Genomic DNA, 19,340 nt, shown 5'->3' with positions numbered 1-19,340 from the left:
CCTCATTTTTTATTAATTAGTTAAATCCAATAACAATCTAGCCGTATCTTCCGTTGTAATAAAAACATTTATAAATCCTCCTTTTAAAGCTCCTAATATTGATGGAACTTTTTCAGAAGACTCTGCAATTCCAATTCGGTATTTTGCTTTTTTTAGCTTTTCAAGTTCAATGGATATAATCCTATCGTCAAGCTCTGATTTTATAATTTCGCCATTCATGTCATAAAATCTTGAACATATTTCACCTATTGCATTAACTTTTTTTAATAACTCTATATCCTCATTTCCAAAATAACCAGTCCATATTAGATTTGATGACTTTATTGGAGCACCTATACCTACAACCGCAATATCTAATTTATCCCACAAATCTAGTATTGGTTTTAAATTATTGTCAGACATAATCGCATTCTTAGTTTCTTTTTCTGCTGTTATAGCTGGTGCATATAAAAAGTGTCCTTTTGCACCAAAAGCTGCAGCAACTTTTGAAACTATTGTATTAACATGATACTCCCCAGCAACATTTCCAGAACCACCCACAAGTGGAATTATATTTGCTGTTATATGATTGCAATTATTTAATTCGTTCGCCAATGCCGCCATAGATGTTCCCCAAGCAAAACCAATTACGTCACCATCTTTTGCAATTCTTTTAAGATATTCAGCACCTGCATTACCCATCATTTTCTTAGACATCTGCTCTGTGAGAGCGTTCCTGGACGGAATAATTATAACTTCTTTTAAGCCAAACATATTTTCTATTTGTTTTTCCATTTGAAAGCACTCACTATCATTGTATTTAATGGAAATATTAACAATCCCTTCTTCTCTAGCTTTTTTCAACAAACGACTTATTGTAGTCCTATAAATTCCAAGACGCTCGGATATTTGGCTTTGTGTAAGTTCGTCAATGTAATACATTTGAGCTATTTTAGCAAGCATTCTAGTCTCATCCCATTTGCCCATTTCGCATTATCCTTTCTATTATTAAATTTTGTTTGCACATTAGTGCATCTACCTAATATATTATTCGACAATATTTGCAAATATCCTTCAAGTTTGTTCAAATTTATCACAAATGTGCAAATGGGATAATAAAAAATATGCATTTACCCTCTAGACTTTCCACCTGATATATTATATGTCACACCATGAATGTAACTTGCCCTATCAGAAGCAAGAAAACAAACCAGATTTGCAATTTCCTCTAATTTACCAACTCTCTTTAGAGGTATAGAAGAATTACTATATTCTTCTCTTAATTTTTCAACAGTTATTCCCCTAGTATATGCCAGTGATTTTTCATATTCATCTGTTCGTAATCCTGTTTCTTCAATAATACCTGGTGCAACGCCAACAACTCTAATTCCAAACTTGCCTAATTCTTTTGCCCATGACCTTGTCAGTGCATATATAGCACCTTTAGTTCCTGCATAGCAACTTTGACCTTCAGAGCCTTCTAGGCCACTTTCTGATGTTATATTCACAATAACACCTTTTCTATTTTTAATCATTTCCCTTGCAGCACACTGAGCACACAAATACGTGCCTTTTTGATTTATTGCTACCATTAAATCAAACTCATCTTCGTGTAATTCATACATACTACCGGGATTATTAGGATCAACCAACAACCGTGGAATATTAATACCTGCATTATTAATCAAAATATCTATCTTATCAAAGCGTTCAATAGTATTTTGAATTAAAAATCTAACATCATCAATTTTTGTAATATCAGTTTTTATAAAAATATTTTTAGGTGATATTTTATTAAGTTCCTGAATAATATCTAACCCTTCTGATTTGATATCCGCAATAATAACAATAGAACCATTATTAACAAGTTCTTTAGCGATAGCTTTTCCAATGCCTGAGGCACCACCCGTAACAATTGCAATTTTTCCTTCAAGTCCAAGCCAAGAATTCTTCATATTCATAACCTCCATGAATTTTAGTATTAGCACATTTGTGCAACTATATCACTTTTGTTGTATTTGTTATTATATATATTCGACGTTTTTATCAAAATTCCTTCTTCTTTTTAAAAATTTTTATATATTTTTTTATTTGATTACGGCATCAAATGTGAATATCAATGCAAAATTGTATGCTTTGACAACCCTACATAAGGAACAAACTAGCCTTGAATGTAAACAGTACATTAAGGAAAAGAATTGCTGTAAAGTATGTAATGCACGAACTAAAGCAGTGATGCTCTTAAAAAGTGAAAAAATTTTTTAATCATGCTATAATAATTTGAGAAAAAATATTTTTATGGCTTTAAAAGTGACATCATAATTTAATAATTTAGGGATGGCTAATTTGAAAATTGGCAAAATAAAGGCAAAAGATAAATCGCATGAGAAAAATGTTACAAGCAGATAACAATGGTGACATTACTACTTTTCTCCGCAATGGCAACTAACCGTTGGAAAGCTGTATGAGGCAAAAGTCTCACGTACATTTTGGAGTATGGAAAAAGGCAGAGATAACATTAAAACTCTACCTATCACTATCAATAAAATGCGCAGATATCATGTAGATATAATGCCCGTAAGGGGATTAGTGCGCTCAAAAATCTGGTTTTCATTCAAAATAGGAGCCATAAACTCAAAAAGAGTACTAAAAATGGCAGCAGAGATGGCTGCAACTTTGTATAATAAAATCAAATTTAATTTTGCTTTTACAAAATCAGGTAAATATCAAGTAGAGTTATTAATAATAGCTTAAAAATGTCGTTTATGACACTTTAATCAAGGCTTGAAGATTAATATAGAATCAAAGGGGATTTTTTGAATTATGGACATTTCCGGAGATAAAAAAATCAGAAATTTTATTAGTATGAAATTTTTATATAAGTTAAGAAATACGAGCTTAAAAATAAACTTATTTTTTATTTTATTGCAGCTATTATATTGCCTGTTTTTATATTGCAAACATTTTTTTACTATTATGTGACTAAGCAAGTTACTAGAAAGATTAACAATCTTGCGCAATTTAATTTATCTCAGACAAAGAGAATCATAGATGCTACTATAAGTTCATACAATGATTTAGTCTATCAGATATTTACTGATGATGAGATAATTAATTTAGTAAAGAAAATAGACTATAGCACAAATAGTGATGAAAAAAGTGAAGCTCTTAATGAACTCAATGGGAAATTAACGATATTGTCATATTCTAAAAATGATATTCGAAGTGTTGTAATTATATGTTCAAATGGGAAAATTGCTGGTTATGATAGGACAACAGGTTCCAGTAATATAACTCTTTGGAGTGATTATGACGATCCCAGAAGTATTAAAATTTATAAAGACGCCATGAACTATAATAGAAATATTATAATGCCTTCAATCCAGATGAAAATGAATGACAAAGACATTATTAATATTGCAAAAAAGATGTATGATCTAAATAATATTAATAGCGATGGGATAGGTGTCGTAATTGTTAGCTTTAATGAAAATTCATTATTGTCGGATGAGACAAACCAATATAATGTAAATAAAGATGGTAATAGTAAAAACGAATATAATTTTATTGTTGATGATAAAGGAAATATAATTTCGTTTCCTATTGAAAAATATATAGGATATAATCTTTTCAATTTGAGCAATGATGATTCAAAAATAAATTTAGAAGAGCTTATAAATAGATTTGTTGATATGTCATATATTCTTGATGGTAAACCGGAAATTATAAATAAAATTTATGATGAGAATACTGGTTGGACGATTGTAAATGTTATTGATAGGAATTATTTATTTAAAGATATATATGAACTTCATAAGATTATGATACTGTTTGGAATTATAATTATGGTATTTACTATACTTGTTATTATATATATTTCTGGAAATCTTACAAAATCAATAAAAGATATTGTAAAAGCAATGAAAGCAGTACAAAATAGAGAACTCACAGTCCAGTTAGACACAAATGTTAAAGATGAAGTGTCGATAATTGCATATACATTTAATAAAATGGTGATGGAAATAAATAAATTAATTGATGAAGTTAAATACAAAACAAATAAGCAAAAAGAGTCAGAAATAGCTGCATTAGAAGCTCAAATAAATCCACATTTTTTGTACAATACGCTGGATTCAATAAATTGGATTGCAATAGAACATGAGGAATATGAAATAAGCAGGATGCTAAAGAGTTTGGCTCAAATATTACGTTACAGTATCTATAGAAGTAATGAAATTGTAAGTATTAGAGAAGAAATTGAATGGTTAAGGAATTATGTATATTTACAAGCAAATAGATTTACAAATTGTTTTGATTATATAGAAGATGTTGATGAAAATATTTTAGATTTTAAGATACACAAGTTAATTTTACAACCATTTATTGAGAATTCTATAATACACGGTTTTGAAGGTATGCATAAAGGTGGAGTTTTAAAAGTACGAGGTGGTGTTTTTGAAAATGGCTTTATAAAAATAATTATTGAGGACAATGGGAAAGGAATTAGTATTGATAAATTGAACATTTTTCAAAATATAGATACTGATGATGATATTATTATAACGAGGAGTTTTGGTATAAAAAGCACATTGGTAAGATTGAAAATGTACTATGGTGATAAGTTTAAATTTAGTATAGATAGCAAGGTAGGCTATGGTACAAAAATAACTATAATCATTCCTATTATTCGTGATGAGGTGATGACATGAGAATAGTAGTCGTTGAAGATGAAATGCGCGCTAGAAAAGGAATAGTTAGTTTGATTAGTAAAATTACTCCATCTCATAAAGTTGTAGGGGAAGCTGAAAATGGTATTAGCGGAATAGAAATAATTAAAAAAACGAAACCTGATTTAGTAATTGTTGATATTCGCATGCCTCAAATGGATGGACTTGAAATGTTAGAGAAAATTAATGATTTAGGTATAAAACATAGAACTGTGATTTTAAGCGGGTACAGTGAGTTTGAATATGCCCGTAAAGCCATAAAAATTGGAGTTGATGAGTATTTATTGAAACCTATTACTGTTGACGATTTAGAAAAGGTATTAAATACAATAAATAATAAGATTGAAAGTGAAAGAAGTGACAAAATTTCAAGCTACAATGAAGAAATTTTTTCAAGTGACAAAGACAAAAAAGTGTATAGCCTAGTAATAAATAAGGCTTTACAAATTATAAGAGAAAATATTTATGATGAAATCACACTTGAAGAAATTGCAATGAAGCTTGGTATTACTCCGGAATATTTAAGTACTCTTTTTTATAGGGAAGTTGGTGTAAAATTTACAACTTATATAAGAAATTTGCGGTTAAATAAGGCAAAGGAATTATTGATAAATTCTGATTATAAGGTTTGCGAAATTGCTAGTTTTGTTGGTTATCCTAACGAGAAATATTTCAATCGAGTATTTAAAAAAGCTTTGGGCATTACACCGTTAGAATTTAAAAAACTTAATAGGTAATTTAGTTTAAATTTGTATACTTATTTAAGTTTTTTATAATTTAATTCAGTATATTATGCCGCTATAATTATCTTAAAGGTGCGTACGCATTAAAAAAATAACGTAGGAGGTATTCTATGAGAAAAATGAAAAGGTTTTTTGCATTGTTGTTTAGTTTTTTGCTGTTTGCTAGTGTTTTATCAGGGTGTGGAAGCAATAATAAACAAGGTACTTCAGCAGCAAAAAGCAGTAGTAATAGTAAAGCTGAATTAACTTTGTGGGCTTACTACACTGGCGCTGGTGCTACAGCATTGAAAAATCTGATTAATGAATTTAATAGTTCTCAAGATAAGGTTGAAGTTACGTTTCAATTTATACCAGACAGTGACTTAAAAAAGCAGTTGTCTATAGGTGCTGCTGCTAACAAATTGCCTGATATAGTTGCTATTGATAATCCGGATTTGGCAGCTTTTGCATCAATGGGAATTTTAGCCGATATTTCTGATAAAATGTTAAATTGGCCTGACAAAAATCAATATTTTGAAGGACCTTTAAAATCTACTATATACAACGGTAAAAATTATGGTTTGCCGTTTGTAAGTAACTGTCTTGCTTTGTACTATAATGTTGATATGCTAAATGCTGCAGGGATTAAGCCTCCACAGACTTGGGATGATTTACGTGCTGCTGCAAAAGCATTAACAAAGAATGGCGTTGAAGGATTGGCAATTGCAGCACCAAATAATGAAGAAGGTACATTTCAGTTCCTTCCATGGTTGTTATCAGCAGGTGGTGATATCAACAAGTTAGACAGTCCGGAATCAGAAAAAGCTTTTGGTTTTATCACAAATTTAATTAATGATGGTTCAATGTCTAGCGAAGTTATCAATTATAAACAAGACGATATTTCAAAATTATTTCAAGCAGGTAAAGTTGCTATGATGGTAAATGGTCCTTGGGAGATAAATAACATAAAGCAAAATGTTCCAAATCTTCACTGGGCTGTTACCAAGTTGCCTAAAGATGAAAAATATGCGTCTGTTTTAGGAGGAGAAGATCTAGCCATTATAAAAGGAAAAAATGTAGATGCGGCTTGGGAATTTTTAAAGTTTGTAGCAAGACCTGATATTATGAGGAAGTACATGCCTCAGTTTGGACAATTGCCTCCAAGAAAAGATGTTGCTACTGATAAAACATGGTCAGATGATCCCGTATTGAGTGTATTTATGGATGAGATGCAGTACGCTATGCCAAGAGGACCACATCCAAAATGGCCACAAATATCTGAAGCTATTTCAACTGGTTTACAGGAAGCTGTCACTAAAGTTAAGACACCAGAACAAATAGGAAAAGAGGCACAGGAAAAAATAGATCAGATTAATGCATCAAAATAAATAAAAGGAACCAGATTATAAAAAATTATAATCTGGTTCTTATAAAACTGGGTGGTGATAATATTGAATATAATAAGAAAATTAAAAAACGAAAATTTAACTGGCTATTATTTTGTAATACCAGCATTAGTATTTATGATAGCATTCGTTGGCTATCCTATAATTTACAATATCATATTAAGCTTTCAAAATGCAAGTGCCATAACGATTAATACTGGAGTAAGAGAATTTGTTGGACTTGACAATTATAAGCAAATTTTTGCGAATCCCATTTTTGCTATATCTATTAAAAATACATTTTTTTATACAATTATGAGTATGTTATTTCAGTTTGTCATTGGCTTTGCATTTGCGTTGTATTTTAATTTGAAATTTAAATTATCAGAGCCTATAAGAGGATTTTTAATGATATCTTGGCTTATTCCTGTTTCTATTAGCGGGCAACTTTTTAAGTACATGTTTAGTACCAGCAATGGTATTATAAATCATATACTTTTGACTGTACATTTGATAAATTCGCCAATTCAATGGTTAGAAAATCCAACTACAGCAATGTGGGCTCTTATAATTGCTAATACATGGATAGGAGTTCCTTTTAACATGATTTTACTTACAACTGGTTTAACTACCATACCAAATAATGTATATGAAAGTGCTGCAATCGATGGTGCGAATACTATTCAAAAATTCTTTTATATAACATTGCCTTTGCTTAAACCAGCAATAACAGCGATATTAATTCAGGGATTTATATTCACTTTTAAAGTGTTTGATTTAGTTTATATTGTTACTGGTGGAGGACCTGTAAATTCTACTGAAGTTCTTTCGACTCTTGCTTATAGATATTCATTTTCAGAGTTTAATTTTGGCAAAGGAGCAGCCGTTGCAAATATATTATTTGTTATTATGTTCTGTGTTGCGATATGGTATTTGAGACTTATAAAGGACGAAGAGGTGGCTTAAATGAAAGGTGAAATAAGAGAGTATTCTAAAAAATCCATTTATCTTACTATTGGTGGAATATTGATATGTATATTTTTCCTTTTTCCTCTTTATTGGATGCTGGTATCTTCGTTAAAAACTGATACAGAAATATTTAAAAATGCAACAGCTATTTTTCCATCTAAACTATATTTTGGTGCGTATTTAAACCAATTTCATACTAATAATTCATTAATAAAAGGTTTTGTAAATAGTACAATTATATCATTAGGGACAACGGTGTTGTCGACAATATTGGTTGTACCAGCCGCATACGGATTGGCTACATTTAAATTTGTTGGGCGAAAGATTATTATTTTGCTGTTTTTAATATCACAAATGCTTCCACCATCATTGATATTAACCCCACTTTTTGTCATATTTTATAGATTTGGATTGCTGGATAATTATTTAGCACCAATAATTGCAGTTTCGACAAATGCGGTGCCATTTGCAATATTGATATTGAGGACGTATTTTCTATCGATACCGCGAGAGCTTACTGAAGCAGCTAGAATTGATGGATGCAATACTTTTACAGCATTTGTGAGAATTATGATTCCTATCGCATATCCAGGAATAATTGTCGGTGCAGTATTTTCATTCTTATTTGCTTGGGGAGATTTGATGTATTCTTTAACCTTTTTAAGAAATGAGAATATGCAGCCAATGACTCTAGGAATTTACAATTTTATTGGGAAATACGGGATGCAGTGGAATTCAATATTAGCCTTTGGAACTATCACTGTTTTACCTGTCGTGTTAATATTCATATTTTTGCAGAAATATATTGTCAGTGGAATGACAAGTGGAGCTGTGAAAGAGTAATATTCAAAGATTTGAAAAGAAGGGAGAAGAATTTAATGAAATTTACAAATGGACAATGGCTTTTAAGAAAAGGCATAAATATTTTATATCCCATGCAAGTTTTTGATGAGATTATAGACGACGAAAGTCTTACTGTGTACTCTCCAACATCAATAATAAACGATAGAAGTGATACAATAAACTGTCCGATGATCACCATAAAATTTAGTTCGCCTTTAGAAAATGTCATAAGGGTTCAGATTTATCATTTTAAGGGAACAAAAAAAAGAGCTCCAGATTTTGAAATAAACGAAAATAAAAAAGGAAAAATTACTATTTTTTCAAAAGATGAGTACGTTATTTTTAAGAGTGGTGATTTGTCAGCCAAAGTTTCTAAAAATAAATTTAATATAGAATACTTGTATAAGGATAAGCTAATTACATCAAGCAAATTTAAATCTATAGGTTATATTATGACTGAAAATGGAGATAAATTTATGAGAGAACAATTATCGCTTGGTGTTGGTGAATGTGTGTACGGGTTAGGTGAACATTTTACGCCGTTTGTTAGGAATGGTCAAGTAATTGATATATGGAATGAGGATGGTGGTACTTCAAGTGAACAGGCGTACAAGAGTATACCTTTTTATATTACGAATAAAGGTTATGGTGTATTTGTAAATTACCCCGGCAATGTTTCATTTGAGGTAGCATCAGAAAATACTTCAAAAGTACAATTTAGCGTATCAGAAGAGTATTTAGATTATTTTGTCATAGGTGGAGATACTTTAAAAGATGTTATTGCAAACTATACTGAGTTAACTGGCAAACCAGCGCTCCCACCAGCATGGTCGTTTGGATTATGGTTATCTACATCTTTTACAACTGACTATGATGAAAAAACTGTTACGAGCTTTATCGACGGCATGTTGGACAGGCGTATTCCTATGAAAGTCTTTCATTTCGATTGCTTTTGGATGAAAGCATTTCAATGGTGTGATTTTGAATGGGATAAAACTGTATTCCCCGATGTTAAAAACATGTTAACTCGATTAAAGGATAAGAATCTAAAGATATGCGTTTGGATAAACCCGTACATAGCACAAAAATCACCATTGTTTGATGAAGCAATGGATAATGGTTATCTTCTAACTAAGGAAAATGGCGATGTGTGGCAATGGGATTTATGGCAAGCAGGAATGGGTATAGTTGATTTTACAAACCCTTATGCAAGAGAATGGTACAAAGAAAAACTTAGGTATTTACTGAAGATGGGTGTAGATTGCTTTAAAACGGATTTTGGAGAGAGGATTCCTACTGATGTTTTATACTATGATGGTTCAAATTCTGTGAAAATGCATAATTATTACACTTACTTGTATAATAAAGCGGTTTATGAAGTTATAGCTGAAGAAAAAGGTGAAGCTGATACAGTGCTATTTAGTAGATCTGCAACTGTTGGTAGTCAGAAATTTCCTGTACATTGGGGTGGCGATTGTTGGGCAACTTATGAGTCAATGGCAGAAAGTTTACGTGGTGGATTGTCGTTGTGTCTTTCTGGTTTTGGATTTTGGAGTCATGACATTGGTGGTTTTGAAAATACTGCAACACCAGATTTGTACAAAAGATGGGTAGCTTTTGGATTATTGTCGACTCACAGCCGCTTGCATGGAAGCTCTTCATATAGGGTTCCATGGTTCTTTGATGAAGAATCTGTAGATGTGCTAAGGTTTTTTGCTAATTTAAAGAATAGATTGATGCCATATATTTATAGTGCAGCGTGTAATGCAGCTAATACAGGAATTCCTGTAATGAGAGCAATGGTTTTGGAGTTTACTGATGATCCAGCCTGTGAGTATTTAGATAAACAGTATATGTTGGGTGACTCACTTTTGGTAGCCCCTATTTTTAATGAAGAAGGTATCGTTTCATACTATCTGCCAAAAGGCAGATGGACAAATTTTTTAACTGGAGAGATTGTAGAAGGTGGTTGCTTTAAGAAAGAAAAGCATGGTTATTTAAGTATACCTCTTATGGTACGCCCTAATTCGATAATTCCAGTAGGTAGCAGAGACGATATACCCGATTATGATTATGCTGATAATGTGGAATTCCATGTTTTTGAAATTGAAGGTGAGTCAATTGTTTCAACTTCAGTTTACAATGTACAAGGACAAAAGGAGGTTGAGATATCTGTTATAAGAAATGATAATTGTTATAGAGTGAATATAAAGAACAGTAATAAAAAGTGGAGTGTTATATTAAGAAACTATAAAAATGTAAAAGAAGTAATTAATGGAACATTTGAAGTTGTTGATTTTGGGGTAAAAATTAATCCTGATTTAAAAACTGACAGCGTGACAATATATGTTTAATTTCTAATAAATTATCTAAAAAAGATCCATGTATAATATGTGTATACAAAAATGCATATACTTTTTTATAATCATGACCACCCGTAAAACGGGTGATTTATTCTGAGGCTATAAGCCTCTATCACTAGCCAGCGTCTAAAGGCGCTGGCTTTCACTTTGTTCAAGCCACCATGCATTTGCCACTTTTGCCGCCCCTAAAGAGACTAAAGTACTACGGGCTACCCCTTAAAGGGGTTCTCATATTCTTTTACACTTAATTTGTCCAACATAATATCTCGCTTTTCTTGTTCCTGGATATATTTTTTACTGTTGCCTCATTTAGTCTTACAGTGCTTACATAATATCCTTCCGCCCAAAAATGCCTGTTGCCAAATTTATATTTTAGATTTGCATATCTGTCAAATATCATCAATGCACTCTTCCCCTTTAAGTATCCCATAAAGCTAGACACACTAATTTTTAGTGGTATGCTTCACCAACATGTGTACATAATCCGGCATTAGATGTCTTTCTATAATTTCTACTCCTTTGTATTTACATAGTTCTTTTAATATATCCCTTATACTTTCTTTGTATTGATTAATATATTATTTTTCGTCTATACTTAGGAGTGAACACAATGTGGTATTTGCACATCCATTTTGTGCGTGCCATTTCATCTCGTTTATTAGCCATTAAATCACCTTTCCTTTTGTTATATAGTGGCTTGTACAACTCTATTATAACGGAAAAAGGTGATTTTTTGTATAACTTCTGTCGCGCACCCGCATAGCGGGTGGTTTTTTGTTTCGCTCGCTTTGCGAGCTCAACAGGCTAAAGCCCATAATTTAAAAGCAGCTTTCATAAGCTGCCTTTAAATTCATCCGGCTTTTCATCCATCATACCGAATGCATATTTTATAGCACTTACTATACGCCTTGATGCATTGCCATCTCCATATGGATTTACTGCATTTGCCATCCTGTCGTATTCATTTTTATCTGTAAGTAGAAGTTTTGCTTCACTGTACACTCTATCAAAATCTGTACCTATTATCTTTACAGTACCTGCTTTAACTGCTTCAGGCCTTTCTGTAACATCCCTTAGAACCAAGACAGGTTTCCCTAGTGATGGCACTTCTTCCTGAAGACCGCCTGAATCTGTCATAACCATGTAACATCTTTTTAAAAGATTGTGCATTTCATCTGTGTCAATTGGATTAAGCAGCAATACATTTTCAATATCATCAAGAATACTAAAAACAGCACCCCTTACGATGGGATTTTTGTGAACTGGATATATTATATACGTATCTTTAAAATCCATCGCAATCTTTCTCAATGCATTGCATATACTCTCTATAGGTTCACCCCAGTTCTCTCTCCTATGAGCCGTTACAACAATTATTCTTTTATTTTCATAGTCTATATTGTTTAATCTGTCATCGCGAAATACATAATTATCTTTAACAGTGTATTTCATGGCATCTATGACTGTATTTCCAGTTACGAAAATGTCTTTTTCACATACACCTTCTCTTAATAAATTGTCCTTTGCCGTCTGTGTTGGTGCAAAATGTATATCCGTAAGAACTCCTGTAAGCTTTCTATTCATCTCCTCCGGATATGGAAACCATTTATCGTGAGACCTTAATCCAGCCTCTACATGGCCTACCTTTATCTTCTTGTAAAAAGCCGACAAAGCAGAAACAAAAGTTGTAGTTGTATCACCATGTACGAGAATTAAATCAGGTTTCTCCTTTTCTAAAACTTCGTCAAGGCCTTTTAAGACAGATGACGTTATAGCAGACAGTGATTGATTTTTCTTCATTACATCAAGATCGTACTTAGGATTAATATTAAAAAGCCTCAGCACCTGATCCAGCATGTCCCGGTGCTGAGCTGTAACACAAACTACCGTTTCTATATCGCTGGCACTTTCCAACTCTTTTACAAGTGGTGCCATTTTTATTGCTTCTGGTCTTGTACCAAAAATCGGCATAACTTTTAGCATGTCTTCAGCTCCTTATATTTACACATTCATATTTTTCGCCTTATGTCCATACAATCCCATTTTATCTGCTCCCCATAAAACTGCTAAAATTGCGATAATCAATATTATATAGCCTTTTGCGCCATTGGTAAAAGATATGAGTATTGCGCTTAGCCCTAAGAATAGACTTACACCATACATGACAAAAACAGCTTGTTTTTGTGTAAGACCCAATGCTAAAAGCCTGTGGTGCAGATGTCCTTTATCTGCCTCCATAATAGGCTTTTTATTTGCTATACGCCTTATTATCGCAAATGCTGTATCAAATACAGGAACTCCTAAAGCCAAAATCGGCACAGCAATTGCTATCGCCGCAGCAGATTTTACAGCACCTTGAATAGATACTGCCGATAAAATAAAGCCTAAAAACATGGCACCTGTATCTCCCATAAATATCTTTGCAGGATTAAAATTGTATGGTAAGAATCCCAGTGCAGCACCTGTTACAGCAGCAGTAATAAGGGCAGTCGCATACCGGCCGTTTAAAAGAGACACTACAAATAGGGAGCCAGATGATATGGATGCTATTCCTGCAGCAAGTCCATCAAGCCCGTCAATAAGATTCATAGCATTCGTAATGCCTACTATCCAGAATATACTGAGGGGTATTGCAAAAACTCCTATGTTTATCATGCCATCTCCAAATGGATTCGTTAACCAATCAATTCTAACACCACTTAGGACAACTACAAATGATGCCAAAAGCTGTCCTAAAAGTTTTACTTTCGCCTTTAATTCATATTTATCGTCAAATATTCCAAGTACAACTATAATTGTACTTCCTGCAATTATTCCAAGATTAGTCTGAGATTTTGGCAGAAATAAAAGTATGCTAAGAATTGTACCAAGGTAAATGGCTAATCCGCCGATAAGTGGTACTGGCTTCTTATGAACACGCCTTTTATCCTTTGGTATATCAATGGCTCCAATTTTGTAAGCCAATTTCTTTGCCGCCGGTGTAGCCATAAGTGCAACCACAAAAGCCACAACAAACGACAAGATGTATATTCCCATTTTAACACTCCCCTGAATGTTTATACATACTTATATAATATGCCACAATTGACCTTATTGTCAACTACATCTTATCTATCTATTTTTACTACTTCAATAGTGGCTTCTTTAAAATACTCAAAAGATAGCTTATCAGGGTAATCCCCTTCATAAACCACCCTTTTTATTCCTGCATTTATAATCATCTTAGCACACATAGAGCAAGGACTTGCACTTACATAAATTGTAGCATCTTTAGTGCTGACACCATTTAATGCTGCCTGTATTATGGCATTCTGCTCTGCGTGTGTCCCCCTGCACAGCTCATGTCTTTCACCTGATGGTATGTTTAGGTTTTCTCTCATGCATCCTACTTCTTCACAGTGTTTAAGGCCAGTAGGTGCACCATTGTATCCTGTCGATATGATATGCTTGTCCTTGACGATGACGGCACCTACCTGCCTTCTCAAGCAGGTAGAACGGGTCTTTACCACATCCACCACCATCATAAAGTACTCATCCCATGAAGGCCTCATCATTACATTCCTCTTACTTCGTCCCGAAAAGCCTGTCCCCAGCATCTCCAAGGCCCGGTACTATATAGCCGTGCTCATTTAACCTTTCGTCGATGCAAGCAACATAAATAGGTATATCGGGATGATCTCTGTGAACTGCTTTTATTCCTTCTGGTGCAGCTATGAGATTAACAAGTTTTATGCTTTGTGCACCTCTCTCTTTCAAAAAGTGTATAGCAGCACATGCAGAACCACCTGTTGCCAGCATAGGATCAACAACTATTAAATCTCTCTCATTTATATCTGATGGCAGTTTACAATAATATTCTACAGGTTTCAATGTCTCAGGATCCCTGTATAAACCTATATGCCCTACCTTTGCTGCTGGTATAAGCTTCAGCATACCATCTACCATTCCAAGTCCAGCCCTTAAGATAGGCACTATACCCAGCTTTTTACCAGCGATGACTTTAGTCTTCGCCACAGCAATAGGAGTCTTTACTTCTATCTCTTCAAGCGGAAGATCTCTTGTTACTTCATATGCCATAAGCATAGATATCTCTTCCACAAGCTCTCTGAACTCTTTTGAACCAGTATTCTCATCTCTTATCAAACTGATTTTGTGCTGTATAAGTGGGTGATCTAGAACATAAACATTTTTATACATTTACTTACCTCCTATGTTATTTTGAATACTTCTTTTCAATTTCTGTAATCTTATCAAGTCTTTTTTGATGTCTTCCACCTTGAAATTCCGCATTAAGCCATTCATCAACTAAAACAGCTGCAAGGCCTGGTCCTACAACCCTTCCCCCCATGCAAAGCACATTTGCATTATTGTGCTCTTTTGAGTATCTTGCTGAAAATGCGTCAGATACGTGAGCCGCTCTGATTCCAGGTACCTTATTGGCAGCAATTGAAATGCCCACACCAGTTCCACAGAGAAGTATACCCTTTTCAAACTGGCCACTGGCTACTGCCTCCGCTATTTTTAATGCGTAATCAGGATAATCTACTGATTCCTCGCTAAATGTACCAAAATCTTTGTATTCAATTCCTTTCTCATCCAAATGCTTCTTAATAGCTTCTTTAAGCTCATATCCGCCGTGATCAGAACCTATTGCAATCATTAAAATGCTCCTTTCTACAATTTTTCAATTATGCGCAAGATGGCTTCATATATATCTTCAGCCGTTTTCTTGTACGCATCTTTTCCTCGGCCAAATGGGTCATCTATGTCACCTTTAAGATCTGCAAATTCATTTAACGTAAAAATCTTGTCTGCAAATTCTGGATATTTTGTAATAAGAGATTCTCTCTGCATGTCAGTCATAGCAAACACAAAATCAGCATTTTCCAAATATTCTCTTTTAATACTGCGAGATCTGTGATTTGATATGTCTATATTATATTCCTCTTTTAAAACCTGGATTGCTTCATCTGTAGCAGGCAATCCATCATAAGTCATAATTCCTGCAGACTCTGCTACATGTTCTGTGCCTTTTTCTTTAGCGATGTGGTTAAATATTCCTTCCGCCATGCTGCTTCTGCACGTATTTCCAGTACAGACAAATAACACCTTCATATTAACTATTTGCTCCTTATGCAATGATTTCCTTATATCCTGCAGCTTTTTCAAGCCTGTTCATTATGGCAAGTCCAATTTCATCATAGTCAAATCCCTCGGCGTAGACTACATCAACACCTTTTTTGTCGAATTCCCTAAGACACCTAAACAGATTTTTAGCGATAGTCTCAGGTCTTTCTCTGTCTCCAACTACCAAAACTACCCCATTTTGATATTTTTCACATGTTTGCTCTGTTGCCATTATACCAACTTTTTTACCATTATTCAATTGAAATTCTGTCAACTCTTGTATTTTTTTTATAACATCCCCTAGTTTTCCCTTGACAATGTAAACCTCCGCATCAGGTGAATAGTGTTTATACTTCATGCCAGGAGCTTTTGGCCTTAGATCTTTTGCAGGTTTTTTATATACTATTGGGTCCACCTCAACATGGCCTATGGCATTCATTATCATCTCTTTCGTTATTCCACCTGGCCTTAATATGATTGGAATCTCTCCCGTCATATCTACAACAGTAGACTCCACACCAACATCGCAGCTTCCACCATCTATTATCATATCAACTCTACCATAAAGGTCATTTATAACATGTGAAGCATCAGTTGGGCTTGGTTTTCCAGACAGATTGGCGCTTGGAGCCGATACTGGTATGCCAGCCCTTTTTATTAGAGTATGTGCTATAGTATTTGATGGCATTCTTATTGCTACGGTATCCATCCCAGCAGTATTTATTGGCGGAACAATATCAGATTTCTCAAATATCATAGTAAGGGGCCCTGGCCAAAACATCTCCATCATCTTTAAAGCATTGTCAGGTACATTTTTTGCGTATTTAAAAAGATCCTGAAACTCTGCAATATGCAAAATAAGTGGATTGTCTTGTGGTCTTCCCTTGGCGATAAAAATTTTTGCAACTGCATCTGGATTTAGCGAATTTGCTCCAATGCCATAAACCGTCTCTGTAGGAAAAGCCACAAGGCCTCCACTTATAAGTATATTTGCAGCTTCGTCAATAAGATTTAAGTTTGGATTATCTCTATCAAGTTTAACTACCTTTGTCATTTGTCACAACCCTTTCAATCATTTCATAAAACTCTAGTAATTATTATACCACTAATGATTCCAGCAATCATTCCAAAAACAGAAATCCTTCCTCTATATAAATCTCTCGATTCAGGTATCATTTCGCCACATGTTACATAAAGCATAGCTCCTCCTGCAATCCCTAAATTAAGGGCTATGAAAAAAGGAGATACTTCCCCCATGTAAACACCTGCAATAGTGCCTAAGCCTGTCGGTATACCAGCTAAAATAGCATAAAGCATATTTTTAAAAGGCGTAACACCTCCAATAGATAAAGGTGTAGACATGGCAATCCCTTCAGGTATGTCATGTAAGGCAATAACCAGTGCAATACTTAATCCAAATGAGCTGGATGACATGAATCCTGAACCAACAGCTAGCCCTTCTGGAAAATTGTGTATTGCAATGGCAAAACCCATGATTATTCCCTCTTTTAAATAGTTATTTCTCTTGCCCTTCTCCGGCAGAATATCTTCGAAAAATACAACAATCAACACACCCGCTATAAGTCCCAGCATACCAACGTTTAGCCCACCGATTTCAAATGCATGTGGAAGCAAATCAAAAGTTACCACAGATAGCATAATTCCACCTGCAAAGCCCAGTATCGTGCTTAAAAATCTATTTGTAGGTTTCCTGTAAAGATATGTAATTGCACCCCCAGTGCCTGTACCTATTATGCCGATAAAAAATCCCATCAACACAATATAAAAATTATTCACAATATCACCTCATCTTTTAAAATTTATTCTGCAAATAAGAATAATATGATATGAGGCAAAATAAAATCTACCCGGATGGTAGGAGGTCCATCCGGGTAGAAAAGCGTCCTCAATGAGGACAGCTGGGGGGCAATATTTATAATTTCATAATGTAAATCATTAAAGTGTTTTTATTATTATAAATGAGAAACCAAATATGGGTCAAGTTAAAAAAGTTTAATAATTTAAAAAAATATATAAGTTATCTAAATAGCAGGATTGTACTATTTTTTATTCATTCTACATAAAAATATTTCAATTTAAAGTGGAAAATCAGCAAAATAAAAAGGCTTGTTCACAGCCTTACTGCATGCTTTCAAGCCTTTCTGCCTGATCTTCTGCCAAAAGTGCATCAATTATCTCATCCAAATCGCCGTCAAGTACCATCTGCAATTTATAAAGAGTAAGTCCAATCCTGTGGTCTGTAACTCTGCCTTGAGGGAAATTATACGTTCTGATTCTTTCGCTTCTATCGCCTGTGCCTACCTGCAGCTTTCTAGTCATGGAAATTTCTCTTTCTTTTTCTTCCCGTGCCATCTCATAAAGCTTAGCCCTCAATATCTTCATAGCCCTTTCCCTGTTTTGAAGCTGAGATCTTTCATCCTGACATGATATGACAATACCTGTTGGAATGTGGGTAAGCCTCACTGCTGAGTCAGTCGTATTGACACTTTGCCCGCCATGACCTCCTGACCTAAATACATCTATCTTTATGTCATTTGGGTTTATCTCTACATCTACATCTTCTACTTCCGGCAACACTGCAACAGTGGCCGTCGATGTGTGAATCCTTCCACCTGCTTCTGTGGTAGGAATCCTCTGTACGCGATGAACACCACTTTCAAATTTAAGCCTGCTATATGCACCTTTACCAGCTATGCTAAATATGACTTCCTTAAATCCACCAAGCTCTGTAGCATTGGAGCTCATTATCTCGTACTTCCAATGCTTTTTCTCAGCGTACATTGTGTACATTCTAAAAAGATCATACGCAAAAAGCGCAGCTTCTTCGCCACCAGCCCCTGCCCTTATTTCCATTATGACATCTTTTTCATCATTTGGATCCTTAGGAAGCAGCAAAAGCTTTATCTCATTTAACAACTTATTTTCTTTCTCTTCAAGGCTCTTAAGCTCTTCCTGAGCCATATCTTTAAGATCATCATCCATCTCAATTATCTCTTTTGTAGATTTTATATCATCTAATACTTTTTTATACTCACGATATTTTTGCACAATCTCCTCAATACTGGCATGCTCTTTCGCCATCTTTTTCCATTCGTCCATATCCTTCATGACTTCCGGGTCGCTTAATTTCTGGCTAAGCTCTACATATCTATTTTCAATTGTCTTAAGTTTATCTATCATCATCTCACCTCAAATGCTGATTAT

The 19,340-nt window shown here is 34.0% G+C and carries 18 protein-coding genes and 1 pseudogene; 7 read left to right on the top strand and 12 right to left on the bottom strand.

Translation table 11 applies throughout. The annotated features are described in order from the left end of the window. Positions 1-12: 12 nt before the first annotated feature. A complete protein-coding gene (locus tag Q2T46_RS09715) occupies positions 13-966 on the bottom strand; it encodes a sugar-binding transcriptional regulator (protein WP_303265650.1) in 954 nt (317 codons plus the stop codon). A gap of 143 nt (positions 967-1,109) precedes the next feature. Continuing rightward, positions 1,110-1,934 carry an SDR family oxidoreductase gene (locus Q2T46_RS09710; RefSeq protein WP_303265651.1) on the bottom strand — a complete coding sequence of 275 codons (825 nt, stop codon included), beginning with the start codon at positions 1,932-1,934 and terminating at the stop codon, positions 1,110-1,112. 541 nt (positions 1,935-2,475) lie between these two features. Here Q2T46_RS09710 and Q2T46_RS09705 point away from each other — a divergent pair. From Q2T46_RS09705 to yicI, 7 genes are all read left to right on the top strand, one after another. Beyond that, positions 2,476-2,733: a hypothetical protein gene (locus Q2T46_RS09705; protein ID WP_303265652.1), complete on the top strand. Its 258-nt coding sequence runs from the start codon at positions 2,476-2,478 to the stop codon at positions 2,731-2,733. Between the two features lie 200 nt (positions 2,734-2,933). After that, the gene (locus Q2T46_RS09700) at positions 2,934-4,688 is read left to right on the top strand and encodes a sensor histidine kinase (protein ID WP_311062236.1); all 1,755 of its coding nucleotides are present in this window, start codon (positions 2,934-2,936) and stop codon (positions 4,686-4,688) included. Further along, positions 4,685-5,443: a response regulator gene (locus tag Q2T46_RS09695; protein ID WP_303265654.1), complete on the top strand. Its 759-nt coding sequence runs from the start codon at positions 4,685-4,687 to the stop codon at positions 5,441-5,443. The genes Q2T46_RS09700 and Q2T46_RS09695 overlap by 4 nt, the downstream gene beginning before the upstream one ends. Positions 5,444-5,559: 116 nt before the next feature. After that, the gene (locus tag Q2T46_RS09690) at positions 5,560-6,816 is read left to right on the top strand and encodes an ABC transporter substrate-binding protein (protein ID WP_303265655.1); all 1,257 of its coding nucleotides are present in this window, start codon (positions 5,560-5,562) and stop codon (positions 6,814-6,816) included. Between the two features lie 57 nt (positions 6,817-6,873). Further along, entirely contained in the window at positions 6,874-7,779 is a 906-nt protein-coding gene (locus Q2T46_RS09685; RefSeq protein WP_399388589.1) for a carbohydrate ABC transporter permease, read from the top strand. Continuing rightward, the gene (locus Q2T46_RS09680; RefSeq protein WP_303265657.1) at positions 7,780-8,625 is read left to right on the top strand and encodes a carbohydrate ABC transporter permease; all 846 of its coding nucleotides are present in this window, start codon (positions 7,780-7,782) and stop codon (positions 8,623-8,625) included. A gap of 35 nt (positions 8,626-8,660) precedes the next feature. Then, positions 8,661-10,979, top strand: a complete 2,319-nt coding sequence (gene yicI, locus Q2T46_RS09675; protein WP_303265658.1) for an alpha-xylosidase — start codon at positions 8,661-8,663, stop codon at positions 10,977-10,979. A 218-nt stretch (positions 10,980-11,197) separates the two neighbouring features. On the opposite strand, the pseudogene tnpA reads toward yicI, so the two are convergent. The 10 genes and pseudogenes from tnpA to prfA all read right to left on the bottom strand — a co-directional run bounded on the left by tnpA (position 11,198) and on the right by prfA (position 19,316). Beyond that, positions 11,198-11,654, bottom strand: a pseudogene (gene tnpA / locus Q2T46_RS09670) (IS200/IS605 family transposase). A 165-nt stretch (positions 11,655-11,819) separates the two neighbouring features. Beyond that, positions 11,820-12,971 (bottom strand): non-hydrolyzing UDP-N-acetylglucosamine 2-epimerase, encoded by a 1,152-nt coding sequence (gene wecB, locus Q2T46_RS09665; protein WP_303265659.1) that lies wholly within the window; start codon positions 12,969-12,971, stop codon positions 11,820-11,822. Between the two features lie 18 nt (positions 12,972-12,989). Beyond that, a complete protein-coding gene (locus Q2T46_RS09660; RefSeq protein WP_303265660.1) occupies positions 12,990-14,024 on the bottom strand; it encodes an MraY family glycosyltransferase in 1,035 nt (344 codons plus the stop codon). 71 nt (positions 14,025-14,095) lie between these two features. Next, positions 14,096-14,539, bottom strand: a complete 444-nt coding sequence (locus tag Q2T46_RS09655; protein ID WP_013298941.1) for a dCMP deaminase family protein — start codon at positions 14,537-14,539, stop codon at positions 14,096-14,098. A gap of 13 nt (positions 14,540-14,552) precedes the next feature. After that, positions 14,553-15,185, bottom strand: a complete 633-nt coding sequence (upp, locus tag Q2T46_RS09650) for a uracil phosphoribosyltransferase (RefSeq protein ID WP_303265661.1) — start codon at positions 15,183-15,185, stop codon at positions 14,553-14,555. Between the two features lie 16 nt (positions 15,186-15,201). Beyond that, positions 15,202-15,648 (bottom strand): ribose 5-phosphate isomerase B, encoded by a 447-nt coding sequence (gene rpiB, locus Q2T46_RS09645; protein WP_303265662.1) that lies wholly within the window; start codon positions 15,646-15,648, stop codon positions 15,202-15,204. A 14-nt stretch (positions 15,649-15,662) separates the two neighbouring features. Continuing rightward, complete coding sequence (locus tag Q2T46_RS09640; RefSeq protein WP_303265663.1) at positions 15,663-16,103, bottom strand: low molecular weight protein arginine phosphatase; 441 nt, start codon at positions 16,101-16,103, stop codon at positions 15,663-15,665. Between the two features lie 16 nt (positions 16,104-16,119). After that, positions 16,120-17,169, bottom strand: a complete 1,050-nt coding sequence (locus Q2T46_RS09635) for an L-threonylcarbamoyladenylate synthase (RefSeq protein WP_303265664.1) — start codon at positions 17,167-17,169, stop codon at positions 16,120-16,122. A 23-nt stretch (positions 17,170-17,192) separates the two neighbouring features. Further along, positions 17,193-17,912: a ZIP family metal transporter gene (locus tag Q2T46_RS09630; protein ID WP_150201477.1), complete on the bottom strand. Its 720-nt coding sequence runs from the start codon at positions 17,910-17,912 to the stop codon at positions 17,193-17,195. 342 nt (positions 17,913-18,254) lie between these two features. Then, the gene (prfA, locus tag Q2T46_RS09625; RefSeq protein WP_303265778.1) at positions 18,255-19,316 is read right to left on the bottom strand and encodes a peptide chain release factor 1; all 1,062 of its coding nucleotides are present in this window, start codon (positions 19,314-19,316) and stop codon (positions 18,255-18,257) included. Positions 19,317-19,340 lie beyond the last annotated feature (24 nt).

It is taken from the genome of Thermoanaerobacterium sp. CMT5567-10 (assembly GCF_030534315.2).
Lineage (GTDB): Bacteria > Bacillota > Thermoanaerobacteria > Thermoanaerobacterales > Thermoanaerobacteraceae > Thermoanaerobacterium.
This window is presented reverse-complemented; position numbering and strand designations above follow the sequence as displayed.

Bases quoted from the DNA above. Each gene is read 5' to 3' on its own strand.
- Q2T46_RS09655 (WP_013298941.1), bottom strand. From the start codon at position 14,539: ATGAGGCCTTCATGGGATGAGTACTTTATGATGGTGGTGGATGTGGTA.
- yicI (WP_303265658.1), top strand. From the start codon at position 8,661: ATGAAATTTACAAATGGACAATGGCTTTTAAGAAAAGGCATAAATATT.
- Q2T46_RS09705 (WP_303265652.1), top strand. From the start codon at position 2,476: ATGGAAAAAGGCAGAGATAACATTAAAACTCTACCTATCACTATCAAT.
- Q2T46_RS09680 (WP_303265657.1), top strand. From the start codon at position 7,780: ATGAAAGGTGAAATAAGAGAGTATTCTAAAAAATCCATTTATCTTACT.
- upp (WP_303265661.1), bottom strand. From the start codon at position 15,185: ATGTATAAAAATGTTTATGTTCTAGATCACCCACTTATACAGCACAAA.
- Q2T46_RS09715 (WP_303265650.1), bottom strand. From the start codon at position 966: ATGGGCAAATGGGATGAGACTAGAATGCTTGCTAAAATAGCTCAAATG.
- Q2T46_RS09695 (WP_303265654.1), top strand. From the start codon at position 4,685: ATGAGAATAGTAGTCGTTGAAGATGAAATGCGCGCTAGAAAAGGAATA.
- rpiB (WP_303265662.1), bottom strand. From the start codon at position 15,648: ATGATTGCAATAGGTTCTGATCACGGCGGATATGAGCTTAAAGAAGCT.
- Q2T46_RS09635 (WP_303265664.1), bottom strand. From the start codon at position 17,169: ATGACAAAGGTAGTTAAACTTGATAGAGATAATCCAAACTTAAATCTT.
- Q2T46_RS09640 (WP_303265663.1), bottom strand. From the start codon at position 16,103: ATGAAGGTGTTATTTGTCTGTACTGGAAATACGTGCAGAAGCAGCATG.
- Q2T46_RS09710 (WP_303265651.1), bottom strand. From the start codon at position 1,934: ATGAAGAATTCTTGGCTTGGACTTGAAGGAAAAATTGCAATTGTTACG.
- Q2T46_RS09690 (WP_303265655.1), top strand. From the start codon at position 5,560: ATGAGAAAAATGAAAAGGTTTTTTGCATTGTTGTTTAGTTTTTTGCTG.
- wecB (WP_303265659.1), bottom strand. From the start codon at position 12,971: ATGCTAAAAGTTATGCCGATTTTTGGTACAAGACCAGAAGCAATAAAA.
- prfA (WP_303265778.1), bottom strand. From the start codon at position 19,316: ATGATAGATAAACTTAAGACAATTGAAAATAGATATGTAGAGCTTAGC.
- Q2T46_RS09660 (WP_303265660.1), bottom strand. From the start codon at position 14,024: ATGGGAATATACATCTTGTCGTTTGTTGTGGCTTTTGTGGTTGCACTT.